Origin of the sequence: Thiolapillus sp. (genome assembly GCF_048562965.1) — a bacterium.
GTDB classification, from domain to species: Bacteria; Pseudomonadota; Gammaproteobacteria; order Chromatiales; family Chromatiaceae; genus Thiolapillus; species Thiolapillus brandeum_A.
Genome location: NZ_JBHNMF010000192.1, coordinates 1 through 5,847, shown reverse-complemented (window position 1 = coordinate 5,847; position 5,847 = coordinate 1). Strand labels below are relative to the sequence as shown.

The following is a 5,847-nucleotide window of genomic DNA, read 5'->3' as shown; positions in this document are numbered from 1 at the left end:
CGCGTTCGGAGGCCTACTTTGTTTTCCCTCTGGCGCAAGGCACGCCGGGAAAACAGTGCGGCCTCGCGGCTACTGGGGTCTACCAGCCTTCGCTTCGCTCTCCATGGCTGGCAGCGGGGGTGTGAAGCTGCCGGCATCGGTCAGTATCCCGAGTTTCAGCTTCCGATAGGAAAAGGTGAACTGTGTGGGTTCCCGCGCATCATGCGGCACCGCGAAAGGCGCCACTTCGATATCACCGATACTGAAGGGTGGTGTATGGGAGCCGAACAGCTGCAGTTCAGGAATGTCACCACAGTTGGCATTCCGCCAGGTGCCGTGCGTCATCCACACGGGCATTCTGTATTTCCGCGCCAGGGGACCCACCCCCTTGATGTGATCACCGTGCTCGTGGGTTACCAGCACCGCATCGAGATCATCCGGCGTCAGCTCGAGGCGGGCGAGACGCTGCTGCAGTTCTCGCAGGGAAAAACCGCTGTCCAGCAGCAGGCATGTATCACCTGCCTGAATCAGCGTGGCATTGCCACGGCTGCCGCTCCCCAGGGATGCAAACTTCAACACGACAGGAAACAGCTGCCGGCGAGTGCTACTTGAGCTGTTCCTTGATCAGCGTCAGTATGCGCAGATCGGTATCCGATGTGAGCGCCTTGCCCTGATCATCCAGTACCGTGACTCGGCTGCCATCATCCGCAGATTCTACCCGCACCTGATACAGGGCCGCCTCGTCCACTTTCTCATTGCTGCGCCAGAACGCCAGCTTAGACAGCCAGCCGCCCTTTTCGCTCCCCTTCATGGGATCGTTGTAGCGCACATAATAGATACCGCGTGAACGGTTGCGGTCTTCGACCACGAAGCCGACGCGATCCAGCGCCAGGCCGGTCAGGCGCCAGGCCTTGGAGAAAGGCTCGGAAACCAGCAGAGCCACGCCATCTCCTCCCTTGACCAGGCGTGACTGTACGCCCTTCATCTCTTTGGCCGCTGCCAGTCTCGCCTTGGCTTCTTCTTCGGCCAGCCCCATGTACACCATGAGCTTGTTGAGCATGATGGCTTCGAGTCCGGGGTCACGGGGGCGGATTTTCCAGTAGATCTGGTCTTCCTCATTGGTGGCGCCGGTCACGAAATCCTGTTCCATGCCGAAATGCACGAGATACAGTTCGGTGGTGCCAGGCTCTTCGCCGCGCTCCAGACGAATCCGGAAGCGGTCGCGGATGCCGGCATCATAGGCGCCTTCGAAAAAGCCCTGGATGAAATCAGTAATGAAACCGCTGCTGACGTTGGCCTTGTTCTCCAGCCAGGTGGTTTCCATGACGCCTATGGTGGGGTCCTGCTGGTCGAGCAGGATGCCGTTCTCCTGCCAGAAATCAAGCAGCTTGTCCCACACCGCATCGGCGGGTGCCTTGATCACCAGCCAGCGGTCTTCGCCTTCACGCTCCACCTTGATGTCGGGGTTCTCCGGCAGGACTTCCTTCCCCATGGAACGCAGGCTGCCCCCCACGTTTTTGCGCACGCCGGAATACTCGGAATAGGTCGTGGTGCCACCTTCCAGCCCGGGAATACGGTTCTCGATGCGGCTGGAAGTAAGATCGGGAGGCACCTCCAGGTGCTTGTCAGCAATCACTTCCCGCTTGTATTCCACCTGCTTGTCAGGGAGTACCTTGTCCAAACCGTTGGAACTGCATCCGCCCAGGATGAACAAGGGCAAAAGCAGGATGAGAAGGCGCTTGATACTGACATTCATAGACTTGTTTTCCCAGCCATCATTCAGGATGGCTAAACGGTCGCTCAAATGAGCCCGGCCTGGCTCAGGGCCTGGCGCAAAGGTTGGTGATATTCTGCAGACAGCCAGGTAAGCGGCAGACGGATACCTTTTTGAATCATACCCATTTCCGCCAGCGCCCATTTGACCGGTATGGGATTGGACTCCAGGAACAGGTCGCGATGCAGGCTCGCCAGTTCAGCGTCGATGGCCCCGGCAGCCGCACGATCTCCCCTGAGCGCGGCTTCACACAGCTTGGCCATGGCCGCGGGCGCAACATTGGTGGTGACAGAGATGACCCCGTTGCCACCAAGCAGCATGAACTCGCATCCTGTGGCATCGTCACCGCTGTAGAGGGCAAAATCGTCCCCGGTAAGGGAGCGGATGGCAGCCACACGATCCAGGTCGCCGGTAGCTTCCTTCACTCCGACGATATTGTTCACCCGGGACAGGCGACCCACGGTTTCTGGCAGCATGTCACAGGCGGTCCGGCCGGGCACATTGTACAGAATCTGGGGGATGTCCACGGCTTCGGCAATGGCCTTGTAATGCAGATACAGGCCTTCCTGGGTGGGCTTGTTGTAATAGGGGGTCACCAGCAGGCAGGCATCCGCACCTGCCTGGGCAGCACAGCGGGTAAGGCTGATGGCTTCGGTGGTGGAGTTGGCGCCGGTACCGGCCACGACGGGAATGCGGCCCGCAATATGCTCTACGGTAAGGCGGATCACCCCGCAGTGTTCCTGCTCGTCGAGTGTGGCCGATTCCCCCGTGGTACCCATGGAAACGATAGCGCTCGTCCCCTGATCCACGTGCCAGTCCAGCAGTTTGTACAGCGCGTCCCGGTCGACAGAACCATCCGCCGCCATCGGTGTCACCAGCGCTACCATACTACCCTGAATCATCACTCACTCCACAGTTCACACAGAAACATCGACAGCGATATTCCCCACAAGAGCGGTATTCTATCCTGTGGCAATTTTCGCTGACAAGGAAAAAGGTATCCGCGGAAGGATTTGAACCCGAATCCGCCTGCAAGCGGTTGATTTGATTTACGCACGGCTTCGGGCAGGAAAAATACAAAACACCGGAAAGCGCGGGTGAGTTCTGTCGTTCAGGCGGGTTTCCCTCAGACAGCCGGCTTCTGCAGCTTCTTCTGCTGCTTCGCCTCCACGGCCTCGCTCAACGAGACCAGCGAGGTGGTCAGCAAGATATGTCCTCTGGCGGCAAGAGAAACCAGATCGACATTGGCCGAAGCGAAGTCTTCCCAGGAACTCTTTCGCGTACCGTACACGCCTACCCAGGCATTGCGGCCATTCTTTTTCGCTGTGTAGGCTTGCATCATCGGCAATGGCAATCACCTGCTCCCAGGACATCTGGTCGGCCTTGCCATGGACGGAGAAGGGATACATGGAAAAACCGATGGAGCCTGACAATGTGACGGTATGTCCCTCACCCACCTGGTACTGGAATTCTGCAAGATTCCGGCGAATGCGCTCGGCCAGGCGCTCCGCCGCGTGTATATTGTTGTTTTCTCCAACCACCAGGAACTCATCGCCGCCCCAGCGAATGATGACATCGGAATCGCGGCAGGAAGCCCGCAGTACGTCCCTCACCTGCATCAGCACCTGATCTCCCGCTGCATGGCCGTAGGCATCGTTGATGGGCTTGAAGCCATCCAGGTCGATCATGACGAAGAAGATGGAAGGCGTGATATCGATTTTCCCGGAGACCACCCGGTCTTTCTGCGTGTCCTCGACACGGCGGTTAACCGCAGCCACTCTCGGCTCGATGAATTCATAGAGATAGCGCCGGTTTTTCAGCCCGGTGAGCGAGTCTGTCACGCTCATTTCCTTGAGCATTTCATTGAGGTGGCTCAATTGCTGGTTGCGTTCATACAGCTCCTGGGTTCTGTCTTCCACCTGCGCTTCCAGTTTTGCGCTGTATTGCTGCGCAAGTTTCTGCTTTCTGTCCTGTGCCTTCTTGTAGCTGTAGATCAGTCCGCCCAGCAACAGGGCATAGATTGCAAAAGCACCGGGGGACAGCCAGGGAGCCGGTTTCACCGAAAAAGGCAGGGCTGCGCCCGTCTCGTTCCAGACACCATCGTTGTTGCTGGCCTTGACCTTGAAGACATACTGCCCGGCCGGCAGGTTGGTGTAGGTAACGGAACGCTGTTTGCGCACTGTGTTCCAGTCCTTATCGAAGCCTTTCAGGATATAGCGGTACTGGTTCATGTGCGGTGAGGCAAAATCCAGCGCTGTAAAGCTGAAATCGATGTAGTCATCATCATATGCGAACACCAGTTTTTCCGGCACGAGGGTGTCGTTACTGCTCACCGACGCCAGCAGTTTCTCTCTGGAACGCACTGACAATACGATATCCGGCGGATGCTGGTTTTTCGTCAGCAGTTCCGGGCTGAAGGTAAGCACACCTTCCGCGCTGCCAAAATACAGTTGTCCGGCCCGGGTTTTCAGATACGCACCGGCATTGAATTCATCGCCTTTCAAACCGTTGAAGCGGTCATAGTTGCTCAGACTACCATCACTGGGGTCAAGCCGTGAAAGTCCCCGGTTGCTGCTCAGCCACAGAAATCCCTCCCGGTCTTCCAGCACGGCATAGATGGTGTTGCTTTGCAGTCCCTGGGCTTTCTGGTACTTGTGAAAAACCTCACGACCGGCCTTTCTGTCGGCCAGATACCAGCGGTTCAGACCACCACCCATGGTCGCAACCCACAGGGAGCCGTCCTTGCCTTCGGTGATATTCCAGGCAGCATCACTGGACAGGCTGTTCATATTGCCGGGCTCGTTGCGGTAGTGCAGGAAAGAATCCGTCACCGGATCGAACCGGTTGAGCCCCCCATTTTCCGTACCTATCCACAGCACGTTGTAGCGGTCCTAGTAGACAGCCAGAACACGATCACTGCTGATGCTTCTGTCATCTCCGGGATCATGCCGATAGGGCTTGAATGTCTGGCTTTCAGGATCGAGGCGGTTGAGTCCACCGCCATAGGTGCCGATCCAGAGGATGCCCTGCCTGTCCCGAAAAATGGACGTAATCGCGTTGGAACTGATACTGCCTGTAACCTGGTCTTCGTGACGGAAATGCCGGAACTGGCCCGTCGCCGGATCCAGGTGATTGAGACCCTGGCCAAAGGTGCCGACCCAAAGGCTGCCATCGTTGTCGGCAAACAGACTCATGATGCGATCGTCGCTCAGGCTGCGGTCATCCGTATCTTCGTGGCGGAAGTTTTCGCTTTCACCCGTCTCTGTATTTACCCGGAGCAACCCGTTTCCGTAGGAACCGACCCACACATGCTCTTCGTCATCTTCAGCCAGCGAGGTAAAGACCTTGCCGTCCGATGCAAGTGCCGCACCATTCCTGACATGCAGATAGGTAAAGGCATCACTCACGTAATTCCATTTGTTGAGCCCCCTGAACGTTCCCACCCAGAGCACATTGCCACGGTCCTGGAACAAGGTGGATACCTGATTGTTGCTGATACTCACAGGATCCAGGGGATCGTGCATATAGCGCACAAAACCACCTGTCTCGGGACGCAACTCGTTAAGCCCCGCATCCGTGGCGACCCAGAGTGTTCCTTCACGGTCCTGGAGCAAAGAACGTACCCAGTTCGAGCCCAGGCTTTGTGGATTTTCCGGATCATGTTCAACGCGCCTGAAGGTGCCGCGTTTGCGGTCCATCAGGTTGAGTCCGCCGTTGGCGGTACCTACCCAAAACCGTCCCTGGTGGTCTTCATAGATTGCCCGCACATCGTCATCACTCAGACTGTGCTCACTGGAAGCACTGTGTTGGTAGCTGTCGAAAGCCATGCGCTCCGGGTCGAATCTCGCTAGCCCCCGGTTGGTTCCCACCCAGACGGTATGATCGGCATCCTCGAACAGGGCCAGCACCTTGCCCCCCGGCAGGCTTGCCGGGTCGGCTTCATCGTGACGGAAATGCGTAAAACGGCCTGTTTCGGTGTAACTACTCACCCCTAAGATGAGTACAAGCCTGCCTCCATGGATCTACAATCGCTTTTTCATGTCTGTAGAGGCTTGACATCATAGTACGCCGAGTCTATGCTATTGACCCAACAC

5 protein-coding genes are annotated in these 5,847 nt (G+C 57.3%); all 5 read right to left on the bottom strand.

Translation table 11 applies throughout. From position 1 onward, the window contains the following. Positions 1-69: 69 nt before the first annotated feature. Entirely contained in the window at positions 70-558 is a 489-nt protein-coding gene (locus tag ACOCD2_RS10910) for an MBL fold metallo-hydrolase (protein ID WP_293645300.1), read from the bottom strand. A 25-nt stretch (positions 559-583) separates the two neighbouring features. Beyond that, complete coding sequence (gene bamC / locus ACOCD2_RS10905; RefSeq protein ID WP_293652582.1) at positions 584-1,735, bottom strand: outer membrane protein assembly factor BamC; 1,152 nt, start codon at positions 1,733-1,735, stop codon at positions 584-586. A 44-nt stretch (positions 1,736-1,779) separates the two neighbouring features. Next, the gene (gene dapA, locus ACOCD2_RS10900) at positions 1,780-2,655 is read right to left on the bottom strand and encodes a 4-hydroxy-tetrahydrodipicolinate synthase (protein ID WP_293645296.1); all 876 of its coding nucleotides are present in this window, start codon (positions 2,653-2,655) and stop codon (positions 1,780-1,782) included. A 147-nt stretch (positions 2,656-2,802) separates the two neighbouring features. Continuing rightward, complete coding sequence (locus ACOCD2_RS10895) at positions 2,803-4,584, bottom strand: diguanylate cyclase domain-containing protein (protein ID WP_293645294.1); 1,782 nt, start codon at positions 4,582-4,584, stop codon at positions 2,803-2,805. Positions 4,585-4,644: 60 nt separating this feature from the next. After that, positions 4,645-5,742 carry a ligand-binding sensor domain-containing protein gene (locus tag ACOCD2_RS10890; RefSeq protein WP_293645292.1) on the bottom strand — a complete coding sequence of 366 codons (1,098 nt, stop codon included), beginning with the start codon at positions 5,740-5,742 and terminating at the stop codon, positions 4,645-4,647. Positions 5,743-5,847: the final 105 nt, after the last annotated feature.